The 1,139-nt window shown below is 53.7% G+C and carries 1 pseudogene; it reads left to right on the top strand.

Annotation, left to right across the window (positions count from 1 at the left end):
* Positions 1–1,139: pseudogene (locus tag BM029_RS26690) on the top strand (cell surface protein); the annotation flags it as partial.

Here is a 1,139-nt window from a genome sequence, read left to right as displayed (position 1 = left end):
TCGACTGGATTGTCATCGACCAACAGCAACGTGACTTCGCTGTCGACTGGCCTGTCATCGACCAATAGCAATGTGACTTCATTGTCGACGGGCTTGAGTTCGACGAACAGCAACGTGACTTCGCTGTCGACCGGACTGTCATCGACCAACAGCAACGTGACTTCGCTGTCGACCGGTCTGTCATCGACCAATAGTAATGTGACTTCATTGTCGACCGGTTTGAGCACCACTGATAGCAACGTCACTTCGCTATCGACCGGTCTGTCATCGACGAACAGCAACGTCACTTCGCTGTCGACTGGCCTGTCGTCGACCAACAGCAACGTCACTTCGCTGTCGACAGGTCTGAGCTCGACGAACAGCAATGTCACCTCGTTGTCGACCGGTTTGAGCTCCACCAACAGCAACGTCGCCTCGCTGTCGACCGGTCTGTCATCGACCAATAGTAATGTGACTTCATTGTCGACCGGCCTATCATCGACCAGCAGTAACGTCACTTCGTTGTCGACGGGTCTGAGCTCGACCAACAGCAACGTCACTTCGCTGTCGACGGGTTTGAGCTCGACCAATAGCAACGTGACTTCGCTGTCGACTGGCCTGTCATCGACCAACAGTAACGTGACTTCGCTGTCGACTGGCTTGAGCAGCACCAACAGCAATGTGACTTCATTGTCGACCGGTTTGAGCACCACTGATAGCAACGTCACTTCGCTATCGACTGGATTGTCATCGACCAACAGTAACGTCACTTCGCTGTCGACTGGCCTGTCGTCGACCAACAGCAATGTGACTTCGTTGTCGACTGGCCTCAGTACAACTGATAGCAACGTCACTTCGCTGTCGACTGGCCTGAGCTCCACCAACAGTAACGTCACTTCGTTGTCGACTGGCTTGAGCTCCACCAACAGCAATGTGACTTCGTTGTCGACGGGGCTGAGCTCCACCAACAGCAATGTCACCTCGTTGTCGACCGGTTTGAGCACCACTGATAGCAACGTCACTTCGCTATCGACTGGATTGTCATCGACCAACAGTAACGTCACTTCGCTGTCGACAGGTTTGAGCTCGACCAACAGCAATGTGACTTCGTTGTCGACTGGCCTGAGCTCGACCAACAGCAATGTCACTTCGCTGTCGAC

The organism is Collimonas sp. OK607 (assembly GCF_900111995.1).
Lineage (GTDB): Bacteria > Pseudomonadota > Gammaproteobacteria > Burkholderiales > Burkholderiaceae_D > Collimonas.
This window is presented reverse-complemented; position numbering and strand designations above follow the sequence as displayed.